Here is a 19971-nt window from a genome sequence, read left to right on the forward strand (position 1 = left end):
CGCAATTACCCCGTGAAAGCGCGCGCCGCCTCGGCCCTGGCGCGGCTCCAGCCGCGGCGCAGGAAACGCGCCCACTCCCTCGACGTTGCCGACCTGACCGGAGGCTCCATTCTCCGGCGGCAAGCGGCACGGCCGCTGGTGAAACGGGTGGGGCAGTCGGATGAGCGATCAGGACGAGACGGTTCACTACGACAGCCCCTCGGGTGGCTGGGGCTCGCTCCGGGGCATCGCCCGCATCTTCGGCGAGGAGTGGAACACCCCCGCCGTGATGGAGACGCTCGCGCGGCAGAACAAGCCGAAGGGCTTCATGTGCGTCTCCTGCTCCTGGGCGAAGCCCGCCGACTATCACGCCTTCGAATTCTGTGAGAATGGCGCGAAGGCGACCCTCTGGGACCTGACGACGCGCCGCTGCACGCCGGATTTCTTCGCGGAGCACACCGTCACCGAGCTGCGCGGCTGGTCGGACTATGACCTTGAGCAGACCGGCCGCCTGACCCACCCGATGCGCTACGACCGCGCGACAGACCGCTACGTTCCCTGCGCCTGGGGGGAAGCGTTCGAGGCGATCGGGCGCGAGCTGCGGGGCATCGACCCGAAGTCGGCCGTCTTCTACTCCTCCGGCCGCGCGAGCCTTGAGACCTCCTATATCTACGCCCTCTTCGCCCGGCTCTACGGCCACAACAACCTGCCCGACAGCTCGAACATGTGCCACGAGACGACCTCGGTGGCGCTGAAGAAGGTGATCGGCGCGAGCGTCGGCACGGTGGTGTTCCAAGACCTAGCCAACTGCGACGCGATGTTCTTCTTCGGCCAGAACACCGGCTCGAACAGCCCGCGCTTCCTCCATCCGCTGCAGGATGCCGCCAAGCGTGGCGTGCCGATCGTCACCTTCAACCCCGTGCGGGAGAAGGGGCTTGAATCCTTCACCAACCCGCAGAGCCCGGTGGAGATGCTCACCGGCAAGGAGACGAAGATCAGCAGCCAGTACCACCAGGTACGGCCGGGTGGCGACATCGCGGTGCTGATGGGCATGTGCAAGCACGTCTTCGCCGCGGACGACGAGGCGAAGAAGACCGGCCGCCGCGTGCTGGACGCGGACTTCATCAAGCAGCACACCAAGGGGCTGGAGGAGTTCGAGGCCCAGGTCCGCGCGACGCCCTGGGAGAGGATCGAGGCGGAATCCGGCCTCACCCGCGAGGCGATCGAGGGCGCGGCCCAGGTCTATGTCGAGGCGGACCGGGTGATCGGCATCTACGGCATGGGCCTGACCCAGCACGTGCACGGCTTCGAGAACGTGACGATGTTCGTCAACCTGCTCCTGCTAAAGGGCAATATCGGACGGGACGGCACCGGCATCTCGCCCGTGCGCGGCCACTCGAACGTTCAGGGCCAGCGCACCGTCGGCATCTCCGAGAAGCCGGAGCTGGTACCGCTCGACCGGTTGGCGAAGCAGTTCGGCTTCGAACCACCGCGGGACGAGGGGATGAACACCGTCGCCGCCTGCAAGGGCATTCTGTCCGGCAAGGTGCATGCCTTCATCGGCCTGGGCGGCAACTTCGTGCGGGCCATCCCCGAGCGCGACCGGATGGAGGAGGCCTGGACGCGGATGCGGCTGACCGTGCAGGTCGCCACCAAGCTCAACCGCAGCCATCTCGTGAACGGCGAGGTCGCCTATCTTCTGCCCTGCCTCAGCCGCACGGAGAGGGATGAGCAGGCGAGCGGGCCGCAGACGGTGACGATGGAGGACACCTTCAGTTGCATCCACGGCTCCATCGCCCGGCGCGTGCCCGCCAGCGAGCATCTGCTCTCCGAAGTGGCCATCGTCGCCGGCATGGCGAAGGCGACCCTCGCACCAAATCCGCGTGTGAAGTGGGACGAGTGGGTGGCTGACTACGCCCGCATCCGCGAGCAGATCGCCGAAACCTACCCGGACGAGTTCCACGACTTCGAAGAGCGCAAGTTCACGCCCGGCGGCTTCTACCGCGGCAATTCCGCGCGCGAGCGGATCTGGAAGACTGAAGCCGGCAAGGCGATGTTCACGCCGCCGAAGGTGATGTCCTCCACCGGCTTCGAGGACGCGCCCGGCCGTTACCGCCTCATCACCATGCGTAGCAACGACCAGTTCAACACGACCATCTACGGCTACAGTGACCGGCTGCGCGGCATCGAGGGCACGCGTAACGTAATGCTGATCAACCCCGAGGAGATGCGCCGCGCCGGGCTGCACGAGGGGCAGGTCGTCTCGCTTGTCAGCGATGCAGGCGACGGGATCGAGCGCGAGGTGCACGGCCTCGTCGTCATGCCCTTCTCGCTGCCCGATGGTTGCCTCGGCGCCTACTACCCCGAGATGAACCCGCTGATGCCGGTCACGCACCACGACGAGCATTCCAAGACGCCCGCCGCCAAGTCGGTGCCGGTGCGGATCCGTCCGACGGACGAGACCCGCAAGCCGGGGCTGGAGCCGGTGGGCCACACCACGCGCGTTGAGGGCCGCCCCGTCGGGATAGACGCCACCTGAGCGGGGCGCGCTAGCCCCGGTCGCGCATCACCCGGGCCTTGTCGCGCTTCCACTCGCGGTCAGCGATGGCGGCGCGCTTGTCCGCCTTATTCTTGCCCTCGGCCAGACCAAGCGTGAGCTTGGCGAGCCCGCGGTCGTTGAAGTGGATATCAAGCGGAACCAGCGTCGCGCCCTCGCGCGAGATGGCACCGGCCAGCGTCTCGGCCTGCTTCCTGTGCAGCAGCAGCTTGCGCGGACGCCGCGGCTCGAACTTGGCCACCACGCTGCCGGCCTGCCATTCGGGGATGTAGAGGTTGAAGATCCACATCTCCCCGTCGCGTTCGCCGGCCCAGGCCTCGGTCAACGTCGCGCGACCGGCGCGCAGGCTCTTCACCTCCGGCCCGACGAGCGCGATGCCGGCCTCGTAGGTGTCGAGGATCTTGTAGTCGAAGCGTGCCTTGCGGTTCTGCGCCGCGACGCCGTGGCTGATCAGGCCCTTCTTGCGGGGTTCTGCCATGGGCTCAGTTCAGCAGCCCGGCACCGCTGAGGGCGGTGCGGACGCGCGTGCGGGAGGCCTCGGCGATGGGCGCCAAAGGTGGGCGGCAGTAATCCGTCCCCTTGCCGAGAAGGCTGGCGGCGAACTTCACCGGGCCGGGCGAGCTCTCGCAGAACATGGCGTCGTGCACCGGCACCAGCCGGTCCTGGATCGCCATGGCATCGGCCACCCTTCCTTCCGCCCAGGCATCGTGCATCTCCCGGCACAGGCGCGGCGCGATGTTGGCGGTCACGCTGATGCAGCCGACGCCGCCGGCGGCGAGGAACGACAGCACCGTGTGGTCCTCCCCCGACAGCTGGCAGAACTCGGGGCCGCAGGCAGCGCGGGTGTGCAGCGGGCGCGTCAGGTTCGCCGTCGCGTCCTTCACGCCGATGATGTTCGGGTGCCTCGCCAGCCGCGCCATCGTCTCCACGCTCATGTCCACCACGCTGCGGGGCGGGATGTTGTAGATGATGATGGGCAGGTCCACCGTGTCCGCGATCGTCTTGAAGTGGAGGTAAAGCCCCTCCTGCGTCGGCTTGTTGTAGTAGGGCGTGACCACCAGCACGGCATCAGCCCCCGCCCGCTTCGCGTGCTGCGCCAGCGCCACCGCCTCGGCCGTGCTGTTCGAGCCGGCGCCGGCGATCACCGGAACCTTCCCGCCCGCCGCCTCGATGCACATCTCCACCACGCGCTGATGCTCCTCGTGGGAGAGGGTCGGGCTCTCGCCCGTGGTGCCCACTGGGATCAGCCCCTGGGTGCCCTCCGCCACCTGCCAGGCGACGAAGTCCTGGAAGGCGCGCTCGTCCAGTTTGCCGTCCTGCGTCATGGTCGTGATGAGGGCGACGAGCGAACCCTTGAACATCTGGCGTTTCCTGGCGGCGGGGAGTGGAGTGATGTGGGGTGCCGGCGCCCCCCGCGCCAGCCTTCCCCGGCTTACGCGGTGCCCCATTCCAGAACAAGAGGGACGGGACAAAGGCAATGCGGCGCGGGACAGCGCGCTTCGGGACGCGCTAGAAACGGTGGTCATGCCTCTCCGCCCCAGGCCGCTCGCGGCCCTGCTCCTCCTCTCGCTCGCCATGCCGGTCTCGGCCCAGCCCTGGGCGGGGGAGGTGCAGCGCAATGCCGGGCGGACGGCGCTCGCGCTCGCCAATTCGGGGCGCTACGCCGCCGCCGAGGCCGCGGCAGCGCAGGCTGACCCGCTGGTGGCGAAGATCGCCCTCTGGCTCCGTCTCCAGCAGCGCGGACAGGGGACAGGGGCGGAACTCGCCGCCTGGGTGGCCGCCAACCCCGACTGGCCCCTGCCCCAGACGATGAACCGCCGGGCGGAGGAAGCGCTGGCCGCCGACCCCGACGATGCCCGTGCCCTCGCTCATTTCGCCCGCAATCCTGCGGTGACGCTCGACGGCGCGCAGCGCCATGCCGATGCCCTGACGCGCTCGGGAGATGCGCTCAAGGCCGCCAACATCCTCCGCGCTGCCTGGGCCGGGGGCTTCGGCGATGCCGCGGCCGAGGCCGGCTTTGCCGAGCGCAATGCCGCCATCCTGACTGCGGAGGACCGCTGGCGCCGCTTCGACCGCCTCTTCCTCTCGCGCGACCTCTCCGATGCCGGGCGGGCGGCGGCCTGGGTCGATCCCTCGCGCCGCGGCCTGGCCGATGCGCGCCTCGCCATGGCCGGGGAGGCGGCGGTGCCGCTCACCCAGTCCGACGACCTTGGCCTGCTCGCTGCCAGCGCCCGCATGCTCCGCCGGGCTGATCGGGATGCCGAGGCCGCCGCCGCCTGGGCCGCCGCCACGCCGCTTCAGCGTGACCTCTCGCCCGAGGGCGCGAAGGCGATCTGGGCGGAGCGGCAGATCCTCACCCGCAAGCTCCTCCGCCAGGGCGGGGACCGGCTGGCCTATCAGGTGGTCTCCGAGCACGGGCAGGTCTCGGGCGAGCCGCGGCAGGAGGCGGAGTTCCTCGCCGGCTGGATCGCGCTGCGGCGCCTGAACAACGCCTCCGCCGCCCTCCGCCACTTCACCGCCCTGGCCGAGGGCAGCGCGAGCATCATCACCCGCGCCCGCGCCGCCTACTGGCAGGGGCGTGCGCTGGAGGCGAGCGACGCCGCCCGCGCCAGGACGCGCTACGGCGAGGCCGCGCAGCTCGGTACCGCCTTCTACGGCCAGCTCGGCGCCCTGGCGTTGGGAGAGGACGAGACCCGCCTCGCCGCGCGCATCGGGGCCACGGCGCCGCCCCAACCCACGGCCGAGGCGGCGTCGATCTTCCCCGAGCGGGAACTGGCGGCCGCCGCCGCGGCGCTGGTCGATCTCGGCGACGCCCGGCGCGCCCGCATCTTCCTCCTGCGGATGGAGGAACTCTCGCCCGACGCCGCGGACCGCCTGCTCATCGCCCGCCTCGGCGCCTCCTTCGGCCGGCCGGACTTCGCGGTCTGGATCGCCCGCCGCGCGGGCGCGGACGGGGTGATGCTCCTGCCAGACGGCTGGCCCGCCCCCTACCCCGCCCCGCCCGGCGCGCTGGAGCCCGCGATCGTCAACGCCATTGCCCGGCAGGAGAGCAACTTCGACCCGGAGGCGGTCTCCTCCGCCAATGCACGCGGCCTGATGCAGCTTCTGCCGGCCACTGCCGCCGGTGTGGCGCGCCGGCTGGGCATCCCGCACCAGCCGGGATGGCTAATCACCGACCCCGCACACAACATGCGGCTCGGCTCGCAGTACCTGGCGGACCAGATGGAGCGCTTCGGCGGCAACCTTGCCCTGGCCGCCGCCGCTTACAACGCCGGCCCCGCGCGGGTCGGGGAATGGCTGGGCACCTATGGCACGCCGGGCGAAGGGGGGCTGGACGTGATCGACTGGATCGAGCTGATCCCCTTCTCGGAGACGCGGAACTACGTGCAGCGAGTCGTGGAGAACACGGTGGTCTACCGCGCGCGCGATCCCTCGACGGCCGCCCTGCCGCACCCGCTCCGCCGCTGGATGACCGCCCCTTGACGCCGGTCCAGCACCGCGTCCGCGCGAGGGATGGGCTGAAGCTCAGCGCGCTGGAATGGCGAGGCGACCCGACGCGCACGCCGCTCCTCCTTCTTACCGGCATCTGCCGCACGGCATGGGACTACGAGGGCCTGGCCGCGCGCCATGCAGGGAAACGGCGAATCGTCGCCCTTGAGTACATGGGCCACGGCGACAGCGACCGCGCGCCAGAACTCTCCCGCTACCGGCCCGAGAAGGCCGTGGGCGACGTGCTGGACGCCTGCGCCGCCCTGGGCGTCTCGCGCGCGGCGGTGGTCGGCACCTCCTTCGGCGGCATCATGGCCATGGCACTCTCGGTGCTCCGCCCGACGCTGCTGCGTGCGGTCGTGCTGAACGATATCGGCCCGAAGATCGACCCGCGCGGCCTCGGCCTCGTCGGCGGCTTCGCCGGCTACGACCCGGGCTTCGAGCGGATCGAGGAGGCCATCGGGTATTTGCGGAGCGTCATGCCGCTGATCCCCCTGCCCGACGAGGAGGCCTGGCGGCAATTCGCGGCGCTCACCTACAAGCCCGGCCCGGACGGGCGGCTGCACCCGCGCTGGGACACGCGCATCCAGCAGGCGATGGAGGCGGGCGGCGGCGGGCTGAACCTCGGCCCTGTCTTCCGCGGCCTGCGCCCCATTCCCGGCATGCTCGTCTGGGGCGAGAGCAGCGAGTTCCTGGCCGCCGACACGGTGCGCGCCATGGTGCGGGACAAGCCGGACCTTGAGCTGGTGAGCCTGCCCGGCGCAGGCCACGCCCCCACGCTGAACGAGCCCGAGGTGGCGGAACCGCTGGACCGCTTCCTGGAAGCCATCCGCTGATGTTCCCCGCCACGGCCGTGGCGAGCCTGCTCGGCATCGGGCGGCTTCGCCCGGCGCCGGGCACCTGGGGCTCGCTCGTCGTGTTGCCGGCGGCGCTGCTCGGGCCCTGGTGGTGCCTGGCCCTGGGTATCGGCTTTGCCGTCGCCGGTTACTGGGCCATCTCCATCCTGCCCGAGGCGCGAGCCGACCCGGGCTGGGTGGTGGCGGACGAAGCGGCCGGGCAGTGCCTCGCGCTCGCCGCCCTCGCACATAGCGCCTCCTTCTGGTGGGTGCTTGCCGCCTTCGCGCTTTTCCGCGCCCTCGATATCGTCAAGCCCGGCCCCATCGGCTGGGCCGACCGGATGGAGGGGAGCCTGGGCGTGATGCTCGACGACGTGCTGGCAGGGCTGATGGCAGCGGCCGTGCTGCTGGCTGCGCGTTTTCTGCTGGGAGAGGTCTGATGCCAGAAGCAGGCTACGAGGCAGCGGCCAGACTGCTGGAACTCCTCCGCGCGCACGGCCTGACCATCGCCACGGCCGAGTCCTGCACGGGCGGCCTCGTCGCCGGCGCGCTCACGGCCGTGCCAGGGTCGTCGGATGCCGTGGTCGGCGGCTTCGTTACCTATTCCAACGGCATGAAGACACGGATGCTCGGCGTGCCGGAGGAAGTCCTCGCCAGCGTCGGCGCCGTCTCCGAAGCCTGCGCCCGCCGGATGGCCGAGGGCACGGCGCGGGAGAGCGGGGCGGATATCGGCGTCTCCACCACCGGCATCGCAGGGCCCGGCGGCGGCAGCGCGGAGAAGCCGGTAGGTCTCGTCTATATTGGGGCCGCCCGCCGCGACGGCCGCTCCGAGGTTGAGCGCCACGTCTTTCCGGGTGACCGCGCCGCGGTTCGCGCAGCGACCGTGGAGGCCGCGCTGCGCCTGGCCGCGGAGATGGCGCGCGCCTAGTGCCGCAGGATGCGGCGCACAGCCCCGAGCGCCTCGTCAATCATCGGCGCCTGAACATCGAGATGCGTGCAGGCCCGCAGCCGCCCGCCAAGGGCGCTGACCGAGATGCCCTCCGCCAACAGCGCCGACTGTAGCGCCGCCGGCGCCATTCCCGCCGCCGTCGGATCGAAATAGACGAGGTTTGTGTCGGGCTCCTCGACCGACATGCCCTCGATCTGACGCAGCCCGGCGGCGAAAGTCCGCGCATTCGCGTGGTCGTCCGCCAGCCGGCCCACATTGTGGTCCAGCGCGTAGAGGCAGGCGGCGGCGCAGATGCCGGCCTGCCGCATGGAGCCGCCTAGCCGCTGCTTCCACCGCCAAGCGCGGCCGATGAACTCTTCCGAGCCCACCAGCACGGCGCCGAGCGGCGCGCCGAGGCCCTTGGTGAAATCCAGCCAGGCCGTGTCGAAGCCCGCGCACATCTCGTCGGCCGGCACGCCGCTGGCCACGCAGGCGTTCATCAGCCGGGCGCCGTCCATATGGGTGGACCAGCCCTGGCCATGGGCGATCTCCGTCAGCTCGTTCAGCACCGCCACCGGCCAGACCGCGCCGCCCCCGGTATTCGCAGTCTGCTCGATCTCGAGCAGCGTCTGCGGCGGGGCGTAGCGGCTGCGGGAGCGGATGGCGCCGCGCAGCGTCTCGGCGTCGAACATCCCGCGCGGCCCGCGCAGCGGGTTGATCTGCACGCCCGCGATAGCCGCGTGGCTGCCGCCCTCGCTCGTCAGGATATGCGCAGTCTCGTGCGCCACCACCTCGTCGCCGTTGCGGCAATGGGTGTTGAGGGCGACGACGTTGCACATGGTGCCGGAGGGCAGGAACATCGCCGCCTCCTTGCCCAGCAGCTTCGCCATGCGGTCGCAGAGGGCGTGCACCGTCGGATCGTCGCCGTGCTGCTCGTCGCCGACCTCCGCCTCCATCATCGCGGCCTTCATCGCGGGCGTCGGGCGCGTCTGCGTGTCGGAGTAGAGGTTGATGCGAACCGGGGGCGCACCGGGAGCGGGGCGCTCTGGGGCATGGACCATGGCGTAAACCTCTCGCGACGTGTCGCGGGGGTTCTGCCAGCCGCGCGGCGCCCCGGCCAGGGGGCAGAACAAGGGGGCGGTTCAGCCCTCGCTGGCCTTGGGGGCGGGGTTGGGGCGCGCGGTCAGCCCCGCGCTTGGCCTCTCGCGGCCGTAGAGCGCCATCGCCCGCCGCTCGAAGGCCCGGACCATCAGGCGCACGGCCTCGTTGAAGACGGTTCCGATCACCGCCTGCAGCAGACGCGACTTGAACTCAAAATCGACGAAGAACTGCACCTCGCAGCCGCCCTCCACCGGCGCAAAGCGCCAGTGGTTGTTGAGGTAGCGGAAGGGGCCGGTAAGGTATTCCACGTGCACGTGGCTCGGCCGCTCCAGCCCCACGCGGCTGCGGAACGTCTCGCGGAACATCTTGAAGCCGATGGTCAGGTCCGCGATCAGCTCCCCCTCCTCCCGCGAGATCACGCGGGCGCCGACGCACCAGGGCAGGAACTCCGGGTAGCGGCGCACATCCGCCACCAGGTCGAACATCTGCTCGGGGGTGTAGGGAAGGCGCTTGCGCTCCGCGTGGGTGGGCATCAGGCCGCGTTCACGGAACGGCCGAGAGCGGCGTCGCGGGAGGCGCGCAGCGCCGCGAAATCGCGGTCGGCATGGTAGGAGGAACGGGTGAGCGGCGTTGCCGAGACCAGCAGGAAGCCCTTCGCGCGCGCCATGCGGGCATAGTCCTCGAATTCCGAGGGTTCCACGAAGCGGTCCACCGCGGCGTGCTTTACCGTCGGCTGCAGGTACTGCCCGATGGTCAGGAAGTCGATCTCGGCGGAGCGCATGTCGTCCATCACCTGCAGCACCTCGGAACGGGATTCGCCCAGGCCTACCATGACGCCCGACTTGGTGAAGATGCCGGGGTCCAGCCGCTTCACCTCATCGAGCAGGCGGAGGGAATGGAAGTAACGCGCGCCGGGCCGAATGGTCGGGTAGAGGCGCGGAACAGTCTCAAGGTTGTGGTTGAACACGTCCGGCCGGGCCTCGACCACCACCTCAAGCGCGCCGTCCTTGCGCAGGAAGTCGGGGGTCAGGATCTCCACCGTGGTCTCCGGCGCCGCGGCCCGGATGGCCGCGATCGTGCGGGCGAAGTGCAGCGCGCCGCCATCCTTCAGGTCGTCCCGGTCCACCGAGGTGATGACGACATGGCGAAGCCCGAGGGCCGCGACCGCATCCCCCACCCGGCGCGGCTCGTCCTCGTCCAGCGCGTGCGGCATGCCCGTGGTGATGTTGCAGAAGGAGCAGGCGCGGGTGCAGATCCCGCCCATGATCATCATGGTCGCGTGGCGCTGCGACCAGCACTCCCCGATATTTGGGCAGGCCGCCTCCTCGCAGACGGTAACGAGCTTGTTGTCCCGCATGAGGTTGCGAGTCTCGTGATAGACCGGATGGGTCGGCGCCTTCACCCGGATCCAGTCCGGCTTGCGCTTGATCGGGTTGTCCGGCCGGTTCGCCTTCTCAGGGTGGCGCAGCGCGGCCGGGGCGGCGCTCGGCACGATGCGCGCGATCGCGGGCGCCTCCGGCACGGCCAGGACGGCCGAGGCCTCGGCGGCGGTGGCGCCGCCGGCGCGGTGATCCACCAGGATACGGGTGGCCATGGGTGTCATCCTAAACCCCGCCCCCGGAGTGTCCGGACGCGGGGCGATGGGGGTGGAAGCGGGTTCCGGCCGCTAGATGTGGATCACCCGGCCATAGGCATCAAGCACGGCCTCGTGCATGGCCTCGCTGACGGTCGGGTGGGGGAAGACGGTGTGCATCAGCTCGGCCTCGGTGGATTCCAGGGTGCGGGCGATGCCGTAGCCCTGGATCAGCTCCGTCACCTCGGGCCCGACCATATGGGCGCCCAGCAGCTCGCCGGTCTTGGCGTCGAACACCGTCTTCACCAGCCCCTCGGGCTCGCCCAGCGCGATGGCCTTGCCGTTGCCGATGAAGGGGAAGCGCCCGACCCGCACCTCGTGCCCGGCCTCCTTGGCACGCGCCTCAGTCATGCCGACGCTGGCAACCTGCGGGCGGCAATAGGTGCAGCCCGGGATATTGCTGACATCCATGGCGTGCGGGTGCAGCCCCGCAATCCCTTCCACGCAGATGATCGCCTCGTGAGAGGCCTTGTGGGCCAGCCAAGGCGGACCAGCCACGTCGCCGATCGCGTAGAGGCCGGGCTCGCCAGTCCGGCAGAGCTCGTCGATGACGATGTGGGAGCGCTCGACCTTCGCCTTGGTGTTCTCGAGGCCAAGATCCTCGACATTGCCGACGATGCCGACGGCCGAGATCAGCCGGTCCGCCGTGATCTCCTGCACCTTCCCGCCGACCTCGACGCTCACGGTCACGGAATTGGCCGACTTCGTGACCTTCCCGACCTTGGCGCCGGTCAGGACGTTCATCTTCTGCTTCGTGAAGGCCTTGTGGACGAAGGCGCTGATCTCCGCGTCCTCCACCGGCAGGATGCGGTCCAGCGCCTCGATGAGCGTCACCTGCGCGCCCATGTTGAGGAAGAAGCTCGCGAACTCGCTGCCGATGGCGCCCGAGCCGACGACGATGAGCGACTTCGGCATCGTGTCCGGCACCAGCGCCTCGCGGTAGGACCAGATGAGCTTGCCGTCCGGCTCCAGGCCCGGCAGCACGCGGGCGCGGGCGCCGGTGGCCAGGATGATGTTCTTCGCGGCCAGTTCCGCGACCGGCTTGCCGTCCTTCGTGACCGACAGCTTGCCCGGCCCGGCGAGCTTCGCGGTGCCGTCATAGACGGTCACCTTGTTCTTCTTCATCAGCCCCTTCACGCCCGCCGAGAGCTGCCCGGACACGGCGCGAGAGCGCTTCACGACCTTCTGGAAGTCGTAGCGGATGTTGTCGGCCGAGAAGCCATAGGCATCCAGCGTGTGCAGGAGGTGGTTGATCTCGCTCGCACGCAGCAGGGCCTTCGTCGGGATGCAGCCCCAGTTGAGGCAGATGCCGCCGAGGTTCTCGCGCTCGACAACCGCCACCTTCATCTTCAGCTGCGAGGCGCGGATAGCCGCGACGTAGCCGCCGGGCCCGCCGCCCACCACCACCAGATCGAACTCGTCGGCCATCGCGACCCTCCTTCCTGTCCCGCCAGTACTAGCTTGCCAGCCGCGCGAGAGCGTCGCCGCTCACCCGCCGCCCGCGCCATTCGTCGAGCGCCTCGGCGCCCAGCCCCTCGTAGAACTTGATGGCGGGCTCGTTCCAATCCAACACCTGCCAGTCCAGCCGGGCCCAGCCACGCTCCACCGCGATCCGCGCGAGGTGGCGGAAGAAGGCGCGGCCGATCCCGAGACCCCGGTGCGGGGGCTCGACGAAAATATCCTCGAGGTGGATGCCCGGCTTGCCCGTGAAGGTGCTGACGTTGTTGTACCAGAGCGCCCCGCCGACCACCCGGCCGCCCAGCTCCGCCAGCACCGCGTGAAGCAGCGGCGCGGGCCCGAAGAGAAGCGCACGGAAATCCTCCTCCGTCGCGACGGCGCGGTGGGAAAGCCGCTCGTACTCCGCGAGGGCACGCACGAGGCGCAGCACCGCGGGCAGATCGTCCGGCGCAGCGTCGCGCAGAGTGAAACTGTCCATCCGGCCCCCCTCAGGCCTGCGCGCCGCGCAGCGCCGGCCAGCGCTTGGCGGCGAGCGAGAGGATGGCCCAGGCAGCCGCAACCGAGAGGCCAAGGATCAGCGCGAGGTTGTAGCGCTCCTGGTTCACCGACGCCCCGGCATGGACAACCAGCATGATCCAAGCAGGCGCGGCATAGAGCGCCCAGAGCCGCAGCCGCCGCGCTCGATGCGCTGCCATCAGCCCGAGCGGCAGCAGCAGAATCACGACGATCCCCACATTCCGTCCCACCCAGAGCCCCCGCCAGGCGAGGGAGAGGGTGGAGGCCGCATAGGCGACGGGCCGGCCGATCACCTCATCCCGTAGCAGCCCCGGCACGAGGTCGTCGATCCGGCCGGGCGCCTCGAGCGCGGCGTGCCGGCGGTGCTGGCCGATGTCGTAGAGGCTGTCCGGCTGGTTCCAATCCAGCCGCCGCACCGTCTCGTGCCCGAAGAGCCGCTCGGCCAGCCTGTCGCCGAAATCCGGCAGCCAGTAAAGGAAGGAGGCGCCGAATTCGCCCGGCGTCATCTCGTTATACGCCATGCGCTCGATCAGCACCGCCGGGCCATAGCCGGCGGTGAGCGCGAAACGGCCGAGCACCGCCTCGTTCCGCGCCGCCCAGGGCAGTGTGACGGCCGCGACGCCGAGGGCGAAGAGCGCCGTCGCGGCAATCCGCCGTCCGGAGGGGGCCGGCCGCATCGCTACGTAAAGCAGCGCCAACAACGCGAGCGGAAGCAGCACGACATGGCTCGGCCGCGTGAGCAGCAGCAGGCCGAAGAACAGCCCGCCTAGCAGCGCCGCTCCGCGCCCGCCATCCAGCAGCGCCCGCATGAAGGTGTAAGCCGCACCGGAGAAGAGGAAGAGCGCCAGGCTCTCTGTCATGGCGAGGCTGAAGAGCCGCGCGTAGGCGAGGCAGAGGACCAGTCCGATTCCGGTGGCGAGCCCTGCTACAGCCAAGCTCCCGCTCACTCGCCGCGCCGCCGCCATCAGGAAGGCCAGCGCCCCCGCGACAAGCGCCATGTGCAGCGGCCGCACCAGCCCGCCATAGGCCGGGCAGCGAGCCGCGACATCGGCCGAGGGCGTGTGTTGCACCATGCAGCCCGCCGCCTCCCGCAACGCGGGCTCCACCGACATGACGCCCGCCAGCAGCAGCGGGTAAACGGGCCCGAGGAACATGCCCGGCGGGGGCGCCTCCACCGCGCTGTCCACGCGGTCGAAGAAGCCGTCTGAGAAGGTGCCCCAGCGCAGCAGGTCCCAGGCGGTTGTCGCGTAGAAGGACTGATCGCCATAGGAGAGGTCGCGCGGCGGCGCCCGCAGCCCCGCCACCAGCAGCGCGGCGAAGCAGAGGGCGAAGGCCAGCACCACCGGCCTTCCACCCCTCCCCCAGCGGGCGAGCATCGTCACCTCTCCGCGCCGGCCGCCGGATGCATCAGAGCATCAGGCTCAGCGGATCCTCGACGATCGACTTGAAGGTCGCGACCCATTCCGCCGCCAGCGCGCCGTCGATGGCACGATGGTCGACCGAGAGCGTGACCGTCATGACAGTCGCGACCGCCAGTTGCCCGTCCTTCACCACCGGCCGCTTCTCGCCGGCGGAAACCGCGAGGATGCCGGCCTGGGGCGGGTTGATGATGGCCGAGAACTCCTTCACCCCGAACATGCCCATGTTCGAGATGGAGAAGCCGCCGCCCTGGAACTCCTCCGGCTTCAGCTTCCCGGCCTTCGCGCGAGCGGCAAGGTCCTTCATCTCGTTGGAGATGGTGGCCAAGCCTTTTTGGTCGGCCTTGCGGATGATCGGCGTGATCAGCCCGTCGGGGATAGACACGGCGATGCTGATGTCCACGTCGTCGTAGATCACCATCGCGTTGTCGGTCCAGGTCGCATTCGTCTGCGGCAGCTTCCGCAGCGTCGCGGCCGTCGCCTTGATGACGAGGTCGTTCACCGAGAGCTTGTAGGCCCCCGGCCCCTCCTTCGGAGAGCGCGCGTTGAGGTCGGCACGCAGCTTCATCAGCGCGTCCAACTCCACGTCGATCGAGACGTAGAAGTGCGGGATGGTCTGCTTCGCCTCCGTCAGGCGGCGGGCGATGACCTTGCGCATGGAGGAATGCGGAACCGCCTTGTGCGGGGCGGTGATGACCGGCGCGGGCGCGGCGGGCTTCGGCGCGGCAGGTGCCGGGGCGGCGGCCGGTGCTGCAGCAGCCTGCGGCGCGGGCGCGGCGGGCTTCGGGGCCGCCTGGGCCGCCTCCACATCCGCCTTCACGATCCGCCCGCCCGGGCCAGAACCCTTGATCGAGCCGAGGTCGAGCCCCGCCTGCCCCGCCATGCGGCGCGCGAGCGGGGAGGCGAAGATGCGCCCGGCCTGCCCATTCGCCTGGGGTGCGGGTGCGGGCGCCTGCGGCTTCGGCGTATCCGGCACCACCGGCTGCTCCGGCGCGCCCGCGACCTTGCCGCCCGAGGCCTGCATGGCCTCCAGCGCGGGACTGCCGGAGGGCGAAGGCGAGGATTCCGTGGCCTTGGCGGCAGGCGCGGCGGCGGGTGCGCCCGAAGGCACCGCCTCCCCTTCCTCCACCATCACGCCGATCGGCTGGTTGACCTGCACGCCCTCGGTCCCGTCGGGCACGAGGATCTTGCCGAGGATGCCCTCATCCACGGCCTCGAATTCCATCGTGGCCTTGTCGGTCTCGATCTCGCAGATCACGTCGCCCGACTTGACCTGCTCGCCCTCCTTCTTGAGCCAGCGGGCGAGCGTCCCCTCCGTCATCGTCGGGGAAAGCGCGGGCATCAGGATGTTCGTTGCCATGGTGCGCGCGCCCCTTACTTGTAGGTCACTTTGCGCGTCGCCTCGATCACCTGCGCCACCGTCGGCAGCGCCAGCTTCTCGAGGTTGGCGGCATAGGGCATCGGCACGTCGAGGCCGGCCACGCGGACCGGCGGCGCGTCGAGGTAGTCGAAGGCTTCCTCGACCACCTGCATCGCGACCTCGGCGCCGATATTGGCGAAGGCCCAGCCCTCCTCCAACGTCACCAGCCGGTTCGTCTTGCGGACGGAGGCGAGCACCGTCTCGATGTCGAGCGGGCGGATGGTGCGGAGGTTGATCACCTCCGCCGAGATCCCCGCCTTTTCAAGCTCCGCCGCCGCCTGCATCGCGAGGCCGACCATGATCGAGTAGGAGACGATCGTGACGTCGCTGCCCTTGCGCTCCACCTTCGCCTTGCCGATCGGGAGGACGAAGTCCTCCGCCACCGGGCAGTCGAAGGTCTGGCCGTAGAGGATCTCGTTCTCAAGGAAGATGATCGGGTTCGGGTCGCGGATGGCCGCGCGCAGCAGGCCCTTCGCATCGGCCGAGGACCATGGCGCAATCACCTTCAGGCCCGGCACATGCGCGTACCAGGAGGTGTAGTCCTGGCTGTGCTGCGCGGCCACGCGTGCCGCCGCGCCGTTGGCGCCGCGGAACACGATCGGGCAGCCGAGCTGGCCGCCGGACATGTACAAGGTCTTCGCGGCCGAGTTGATGATGTGGTCGATCGCCTGCATGGCGAAGTTAAAGGTCATGAACTCGACGATTGGCTTCAACCCGGTCAGTGCCGCGCCGACGGCCATGCCGGTGAAGCCGTGCTCGGTGATCGGCATGTCGAGCACGCGCCGCGGCCCGAACTCGTCCAGCATGCCCTGCGAGATCTTATAGGCGCCCTGGTACTGGGCGACCTCCTCGCCCATCAGGAACACGTCCTTGTCGGCGCGCATCTCGAGCGACATGGCGTCGCGCAGCGCCTCGCGCACCGTGATGGGCTTTGTCTCGCCCCAGTCCTTCTCGGGCGCGGCCTCGGTGGACTTCGCCTGGGCGGCCACTCCTTCGTCGCGCGCCGCGCCGCGGGCGGAGACCTGGCCGTAATCCTCGGCGGTCTTGGCCACCTTCGCGACCTCGCCGCCGTGCTGCGTGGCGTTCGATTCCGGCAGATCGACGGAAGCCGCCTTGCTGCCCTGCTGGGTGGCGGGCGTGCCGGCATCGCCCGCGGGGGCCGCGCTGCCGTCGCCGCCGTCGAGCTCGGCAATGGCGGCATTCACCTGCACGCCCTCCGTGCCCTCGGGGACCAGGAGCTTCGTGATGCGCCCCTCGTCCACAGCCTCCACCTCCATGGTGGCCTTGTCGGTCTCGATCTCGGCGAGCACGTCGCCGGACTTTACCTCATCGCCTTCCTTCTTCAGCCAGCGGCTGAGCTTTCCCTCCGTCATGGTGGGGGAAAGCGCGGGCATCAGGATCGTCGCGCCCATCTCAGCGGGTCTCCACCAGAACGTCGGTCCAGAGTTCGGATTCGTCCGGCTCGGGGCTGGACTGGGCGAATTCGGCGGCGTCCGCCACGATCGCCTTCACCTCGTCATCCACCGCCTTCAGATCGGCCTCGCTCCGGCCGGCCTCCAGCAGCAGCTTGCGGACATGCTCGATGCAGTCGCTCTGCTCGCGCATCTTCTGCACCTCCTCGCGCGTCCGGTACTTCGCGGGGTCGGACATGGAGTGGCCGCGGTAGCGGTAGGTCAGCATCTCCAGCAGGTAGGGCCCCTTGCCCTCGCGGCAGTGCGCCACGGCCCGCTCGCCGGCGGCCTTCACGGCCATCACGTCCATGCCGTCCACCTGCTCGCCCGGGATGCCCCAGGGTGCGCCATTCTTCGACAGGTCCTTCGAGGCGGAGGCGCGCTCCACGCTCGTGCCCATGCCATAGCGGTTGTTCTCAATGACGAAGACGCAGGGCAGCTTCAGCAGGGCGGCGAGGTTGAAGCTCTCGTAGACCTGGCCCTGGTTGGAGGCGCCCTCGCCAAAATACGCGAGGCTCACCCCGCCATTCTCGCGGTACCAATTCGCGAAGGCGAGGCCGGTCCCGAGCGCCACCTGGGCGCCGACGATCCCGTGGCCACCGTAGAAGCCCTTCTCGCGGGAGAACATGTGCATGCTCCCGCCCTTGCCCTTGGAATAGCCGCCGATCCGCCCGGTCAGCTCCGCCATCACGCCACGGGCCTCCATGCCGGTTGCCAGCATGTGCCCGTGGTCGCGGTAGGAGGTGATGACCTGGTCGCCCTCCTGCAGGGTCATCTGCATGCCCACCACCACGGCCTCCTGGCCGATATAGAGGTGGCAGAAGCCCCCGATCAGGCCCATGCCGTAGAGCTGGCCCGCCTTCTCCTCAAAGCGGCGGATAAGCAGCATGTCGCGGTAGGCGCGGGACAACAGGTCCTGGTTGTGCCCTGTGGAGGGAGCTGAGAAAGGAGCCGCCTCCTTCCCGTTCGCGCCGCCGCGCTTTGTCGCGCTTTCCGTCCCGTTGGCCATGGGCTGCTCCTGGTTCAAGCCGCCCGAGAAGCGGCTTCCTAGGGGCAGATACGGTGACCCATGCCGATCAGCAAGTTATAGGACTCAGCTAAGTTATTGATGTTGCACCGCGACATGACGATTCATGCAGGGGTCATGACGCATTTGCGAGGTTGAGGAGGGCATAAACGCCCTTTCGGCCGGGCAGAACCCTAAGCGCGGGCCCCGCTGCCTATGCTAACCGAGATCAGAAAAGGCGCCGGTTCGGCGCGTAGGGAACGACGATCTCGTCCCGCGCGACGACGTTCAGCAGGGCGCGGGCGCGCTCCTCCAGCATGTCGCGGTCGAGGTGCTCGGCGCGCAGGCCGGCCACCTTCCTCTCCATGGCGTCACGTTCCGCCTCCGCTTCGGCCAGCACGAGGCGGGCCTGGGCGATCTCGGCATTGCGGGCATCGCGCGCGATCAGGCCGCGCGTGCCGTTCATCGCGTGGTGGGCGAAGTAGCCGCACAGCGCGAAGAAGATTACTGGAAGCACCAAGGCTTGCGCCCGGCGCTTCACACCGCTGAAGAAAGCCAACTGCCCCTCCCCCGAAGAGCTTAGGCTGATCAAAAGTGATCCCCTGGCCGTGAGTAGACTGACACCAGGGCTGTCGCGCAAGGCGTTTCGAGCCAATGCGATGAAAAATGGGGCAAAAATATGCGGGCGTGGCGCCGAAAACGCGGTCCACGCCCGTGTGGGGACGCCAAGCGCCCCCGCGGCGGCGGACTAACGTCCCCGCGGCAGAGGCTAGCGCCCCCGCGGCAGAACCGTACGGCCGGCGTAGCGTGCGGCGGGGCCGAGATCCTGCTCGATGCGGATGAGCTGGTTGTACTTCGCCAGCCGGTCCGAGCGCGACAGCGAGCCGGTCTTGATCTGCCCGCAATTCGTGGCCACCGCGAGGTCGGCGATCGTCGCGTCCTCCGTCTCGCCGGAGCGATGCGACATCACGGCCTTGTAGGCAGCGCGATGCGCCATCTCTACGGCCTCCAGCGTCTCGGTCAGCGTGCCGATCTGGTTCACCTTCACCAGGATGGCGTTGCCGACGCCGCGCTCGATGCCCTGGCGCAGGCGCTCGGGGTTGGTCACGAAGAGGTCGTCACCCACGAGGTTGACGCTGCCGCCGAGTCGCTCGGTCAGCAGCTTCCAGCCCTCCCAGTCGTCCTCGGCGCAGCCATCCTCGATGGAGACGATCGGGTAGCGGCCGCAGAGACCCGCCAGGTAGTCCACCATGCCCCCGGCATCGAGCTTCTTGCCCTCGCCCTCCATGTCGTATGTACCGTTCTTGAAGAACTCGGTGGAGGCGCAGTCGAGGGCGAACATGATGTCCTCGCCCACCCGGTGGCCGGCCGCCTCGCAGGCCTGGGTGATGAAGTCGAGCGCCTCCTCGGCGCTCTTCAGGTTCGGCGCGAAGCCGCCCTCGTCGCCCACATTCGTCGCGTGGCCGGCGTCGTGCAGCTTCTTCTTTAGCGCCTGGAACACCTCGGACCCGATTCGCACCGCATCCGCCACCGTGCCGGCGGCCACCGGCATGATCATGAATTCCTGGATGTCGATCGGATTGTCCGCATGCTGGCCGCCGTTGATGATGTTCATCATCGGCACCGGAAGGGTGCGGGCGAAGGTGCCGCCGACATAGCGATAGAGCGGCAGGCCGTAATGTTCCGCTGCCGCCTTAGCGGAGGCGAGCGAGACCGCGAGCATCGCGTTGGCGCCGAGCCGCGCCTTGTTGGGCGTCCCGTCCAGCTCGATCATCGTCTGGTCGATCTTCACCTGGTCGGTGACGTCGAGGCCGGAGAGGGCATCGAAGATCTCGCCCTCGACATTGGCGCAGGCCTTGCGCACGCCCTTGCCACCGTAGCGGGACTTGTCGCCGTCGCGCAGCTCCACCGCCTCATGCGCGCCCGTTGAGGCGCCGGAGGGAACGATGGCGCGGCCCATAGCCCCGCTGTCCAGCATCACCTCCACCTCCACGGTGGGGTTGCCGCGGCTGTCGAGCACCTCGCGGGCAACGATGTCGGAAATGGCGCTCATCTGTGCTGTCTCCCGGCCTTGCCCCGCGTTTCCGGGACCCGGAGCGGATAGGGCCAGCCGGGATGGCAGGCAAGTGTGCGGCCGTAACGATGCCGCCACCTGCCCTTCCCGGCCGAAGACCAAGAC

The 19971-nt window shown here is 69.6% G+C and carries 18 protein-coding genes; 5 read left to right on the forward strand and 13 right to left on the reverse strand.

Annotated elements, in window-relative coordinates; all coding sequences use genetic code 11:
• Positions 1 to 160: 160 nt before the first annotated feature.
• Entirely contained in the window at positions 161 to 2518 is a 2358-nt protein-coding gene (locus tag D9599_RS13475; protein ID WP_198381744.1) for an FdhF/YdeP family oxidoreductase, read from the forward strand.
• Between the two features lie 10 nt (positions 2519 to 2528).
• On the opposite strand, the gene smpB is transcribed toward D9599_RS13475, so the two are convergent.
• Positions 2529 to 3014 carry an SsrA-binding protein SmpB gene (gene smpB, locus D9599_RS13480; RefSeq protein WP_198381745.1) on the reverse strand — a complete coding sequence of 162 codons (486 nt, stop codon included), beginning with the start codon at positions 3012 to 3014 and terminating at the stop codon, positions 2529 to 2531.
• Positions 3015 to 3018: 4 nt separating this feature from the next.
• On the reverse strand, positions 3019 to 3897 hold the full coding sequence (gene dapA, locus D9599_RS13485) for a 4-hydroxy-tetrahydrodipicolinate synthase (protein ID WP_198381746.1): 879 nt from the start codon (positions 3895 to 3897) through the stop codon (positions 3019 to 3021).
• Positions 3898 to 4060: 163 nt separating this feature from the next.
• Here dapA and D9599_RS13490 point away from each other — a divergent pair, with 163 nt between their 5' ends.
• Genes D9599_RS13490 through D9599_RS13505 form a run of 4 tightly spaced genes read left to right on the forward strand, consistent with a single transcriptional unit; the run spans position 4061 to position 7789 of the window.
• Positions 4061 to 6019: a lytic transglycosylase domain-containing protein gene (locus D9599_RS13490; protein WP_198381747.1), complete on the forward strand. Its 1959-nt coding sequence runs from the start codon at positions 4061 to 4063 to the stop codon at positions 6017 to 6019.
• A complete protein-coding gene (locus tag D9599_RS13495) occupies positions 6016 to 6861 on the forward strand; it encodes an alpha/beta fold hydrolase (protein WP_198381748.1) in 846 nt (281 codons plus the stop codon). Before D9599_RS13490 ends, D9599_RS13495 begins: the two co-directional genes overlap by 4 nt.
• Positions 6861 to 7301 carry a phosphatidylglycerophosphatase A gene (locus tag D9599_RS13500; protein ID WP_198381749.1) on the forward strand — a complete coding sequence of 147 codons (441 nt, stop codon included), beginning with the start codon at positions 6861 to 6863 and terminating at the stop codon, positions 7299 to 7301. Before D9599_RS13495 ends, D9599_RS13500 begins: the two co-directional genes overlap by 1 nt.
• Entirely contained in the window at positions 7301 to 7789 is a 489-nt protein-coding gene (locus D9599_RS13505) for a CinA family protein (protein WP_198381750.1), read from the forward strand. Before D9599_RS13500 ends, D9599_RS13505 begins: the two co-directional genes overlap by 1 nt.
• Here D9599_RS13505 and D9599_RS13510 read toward each other — a convergent pair.
• The 11 genes from D9599_RS13510 to eno form a co-directional block, all read right to left on the reverse strand.
• Positions 7786 to 8850 carry a low specificity L-threonine aldolase gene (locus tag D9599_RS13510; RefSeq protein ID WP_198381751.1) on the reverse strand — a complete coding sequence of 355 codons (1065 nt, stop codon included), beginning with the start codon at positions 8848 to 8850 and terminating at the stop codon, positions 7786 to 7788. The two genes, D9599_RS13505 and D9599_RS13510, sit on opposite strands and share 4 nt — an antisense overlap.
• Before the next feature lie 81 nt (positions 8851 to 8931).
• Positions 8932 to 9423, reverse strand: coding sequence for a type II toxin-antitoxin system RatA family toxin (locus tag D9599_RS13515; RefSeq protein WP_198381752.1), 492 nt, complete (start codon positions 9421 to 9423; stop codon positions 8932 to 8934).
• Positions 9423 to 10484, reverse strand: coding sequence for a lipoyl synthase (lipA, locus tag D9599_RS13520; RefSeq protein WP_198381753.1), 1062 nt, complete (start codon positions 10482 to 10484; stop codon positions 9423 to 9425). The genes D9599_RS13515 and lipA overlap by 1 nt, the downstream gene beginning before the upstream one ends.
• Before the next feature lie 72 nt (positions 10485 to 10556).
• A complete protein-coding gene (lpdA, locus tag D9599_RS13525; RefSeq protein WP_198381754.1) occupies positions 10557 to 11951 on the reverse strand; it encodes a dihydrolipoyl dehydrogenase in 1395 nt (464 codons plus the stop codon).
• Between the two features lie 28 nt (positions 11952 to 11979).
• Entirely contained in the window at positions 11980 to 12459 is a 480-nt protein-coding gene (locus D9599_RS13530) for a GNAT family N-acetyltransferase (RefSeq protein WP_198381755.1), read from the reverse strand.
• Between the two features lie 10 nt (positions 12460 to 12469).
• Positions 12470 to 13873 (reverse strand): hypothetical protein, encoded by a 1404-nt coding sequence (locus D9599_RS13535; protein WP_232480470.1) that lies wholly within the window; start codon positions 13871 to 13873, stop codon positions 12470 to 12472.
• Between the two features lie 31 nt (positions 13874 to 13904).
• Entirely contained in the window at positions 13905 to 15275 is a 1371-nt protein-coding gene (locus D9599_RS13540; protein ID WP_198381757.1) for a pyruvate dehydrogenase complex dihydrolipoamide acetyltransferase, read from the reverse strand.
• Between the two features lie 14 nt (positions 15276 to 15289).
• The gene (locus D9599_RS13545; protein WP_198381758.1) at positions 15290 to 16747 is read right to left on the reverse strand and encodes a pyruvate dehydrogenase complex E1 component subunit beta; all 1458 of its coding nucleotides are present in this window, start codon (positions 16745 to 16747) and stop codon (positions 15290 to 15292) included.
• 1 nt (position 16748) lies between these two features.
• Positions 16749 to 17795, reverse strand: a complete 1047-nt coding sequence (gene pdhA / locus D9599_RS13550; RefSeq protein ID WP_198381759.1) for a pyruvate dehydrogenase (acetyl-transferring) E1 component subunit alpha — start codon at positions 17793 to 17795, stop codon at positions 16749 to 16751.
• A gap of 226 nt (positions 17796 to 18021) precedes the next feature.
• Complete coding sequence (locus D9599_RS13555) at positions 18022 to 18351, reverse strand: septum formation initiator family protein (protein ID WP_232480471.1); 330 nt, start codon at positions 18349 to 18351, stop codon at positions 18022 to 18024.
• A 210-nt stretch (positions 18352 to 18561) separates the two neighbouring features.
• Entirely contained in the window at positions 18562 to 19845 is a 1284-nt protein-coding gene (gene eno / locus D9599_RS13560) for a phosphopyruvate hydratase (protein WP_198381760.1), read from the reverse strand.
• Positions 19846 to 19971: the final 126 nt, after the last annotated feature.

Origin of the sequence: Roseomonas sp. KE2513 (assembly GCF_016107305.1) — a bacterium.
Lineage (GTDB): Bacteria > Pseudomonadota > Alphaproteobacteria > Acetobacterales > Acetobacteraceae > Roseomonas.

What these genes read in the sequence shown, in the direction of transcription:
- D9599_RS13475 (WP_198381744.1), top strand. Translation starts at nt 161, where the DNA reads ATGAGCGATCAGGACGAGACGGTTCACTACGACAGCCCCTCGGGTGGC.
- smpB (WP_198381745.1), bottom strand. Translation starts at nt 3,014, where the DNA reads ATGGCAGAACCCCGCAAGAAGGGCCTGATCAGCCACGGCGTCGCGGCG.
- dapA (WP_198381746.1), bottom strand. Translation starts at nt 3,897, where the DNA reads ATGTTCAAGGGTTCGCTCGTCGCCCTCATCACGACCATGACGCAGGAC.
- D9599_RS13490 (WP_198381747.1), top strand. Translation starts at nt 4,061, where the DNA reads ATGCCTCTCCGCCCCAGGCCGCTCGCGGCCCTGCTCCTCCTCTCGCTC.
- D9599_RS13500 (WP_198381749.1), top strand. Translation starts at nt 6,861, where the DNA reads ATGTTCCCCGCCACGGCCGTGGCGAGCCTGCTCGGCATCGGGCGGCTT.
- D9599_RS13505 (WP_198381750.1), top strand. Translation starts at nt 7,301, where the DNA reads ATGCCAGAAGCAGGCTACGAGGCAGCGGCCAGACTGCTGGAACTCCTC.
- D9599_RS13510 (WP_198381751.1), bottom strand. Translation starts at nt 8,850, where the DNA reads ATGGTCCATGCCCCAGAGCGCCCCGCTCCCGGTGCGCCCCCGGTTCGC.
- D9599_RS13515 (WP_198381752.1), bottom strand. Translation starts at nt 9,423, where the DNA reads ATGCCCACCCACGCGGAGCGCAAGCGCCTTCCCTACACCCCCGAGCAG.
- lipA (WP_198381753.1), bottom strand. Translation starts at nt 10,484, where the DNA reads ATGGCCACCCGTATCCTGGTGGATCACCGCGCCGGCGGCGCCACCGCC.
- lpdA (WP_198381754.1), bottom strand. Translation starts at nt 11,951, where the DNA reads ATGGCCGACGAGTTCGATCTGGTGGTGGTGGGCGGCGGGCCCGGCGGC.
- D9599_RS13530 (WP_198381755.1), bottom strand. Translation starts at nt 12,459, where the DNA reads ATGGACAGTTTCACTCTGCGCGACGCTGCGCCGGACGATCTGCCCGCG.
- D9599_RS13535 (WP_232480470.1), bottom strand. Translation starts at nt 13,873, where the DNA reads ATGCTCGCCCGCTGGGGGAGGGGTGGAAGGCCGGTGGTGCTGGCCTTC.
- D9599_RS13540 (WP_198381757.1), bottom strand. Translation starts at nt 15,275, where the DNA reads ATGGCAACGAACATCCTGATGCCCGCGCTTTCCCCGACGATGACGGAG.
- D9599_RS13545 (WP_198381758.1), bottom strand. Translation starts at nt 16,747, where the DNA reads ATGGGCGCGACGATCCTGATGCCCGCGCTTTCCCCCACCATGACGGAG.
- pdhA (WP_198381759.1), bottom strand. Translation starts at nt 17,795, where the DNA reads ATGGCCAACGGGACGGAAAGCGCGACAAAGCGCGGCGGCGCGAACGGG.
- eno (WP_198381760.1), bottom strand. Translation starts at nt 19,845, where the DNA reads ATGAGCGCCATTTCCGACATCGTTGCCCGCGAGGTGCTCGACAGCCGC.